Genomic DNA, 615 nt, shown 5'->3' with positions numbered 1-615 from the left:
AAACTGGAGGTGATGCCTTATGCCAAAAGAAAGGAAAAAAGTCCTGTGTATGGACGCCCAGCGGCACGCCGAGTATTACGGAATGCAGCGGACATCTGACGAACTGTACGCCAAAAGCAAGGCCGGAGAAACTTTCACCGGCCTGATGGAACTGGTATTAAGCCCGGACAACATCATGCTGGCCTACAGAAATATTAAGACCAACACAGGCAGCTACACAGCAGGAACAGACAAGCAGAATATCGGTGACATTGGACGGCTTCCACCGGCTGAGGTCATCGGTAAGGTCAGAAAAATCGTCACAGGCAGCGAACACGGCTACCGTCCCAAACCAGTGCGCCGGAAGGACATTCCAAAGCCAAACGGCAAAACCAGGCCGCTGGGTATCCCCTGCATCTGGGACAGATTGGTGCAGCAATGCATCAAACAAATCCTGGAGCCCATCTGTGAGGCAAAGTTCAGCAACAACAGCTATGGGTTCCGCCCGAACCGGTCAGTGGAGCACGCAATTTCCCGTACTTACTCCCTGCTGCAACGGGCGCATTTACACTATGTTTTGGAGTTTGACATCAAAGGATTCTTTGACAATGTGAACCACAGCAAACTGATCAAGCA

Annotated in this window: 1 protein-coding gene; it reads left to right on the top strand. The window is 51.4% G+C overall.

All coding sequences use genetic code 11. From position 1 onward, the window contains the following. Positions 1-19: 19 nt before the first annotated feature. A partial coding sequence (locus tag ACQRD3_RS13565; protein ID WP_427781748.1) for a reverse transcriptase domain-containing protein occupies positions 20-615 on the top strand: 596 nt, incomplete at its 3' end.

It is taken from the genome of Candidatus Pseudoscillospira sp. SGI.172, assembly GCF_050313575.1.
Taxonomy (GTDB): domain Bacteria; phylum Bacillota; class Clostridia; order Oscillospirales; family Oscillospiraceae; genus Vermiculatibacterium.
This window is presented reverse-complemented; position numbering and strand designations above follow the sequence as displayed.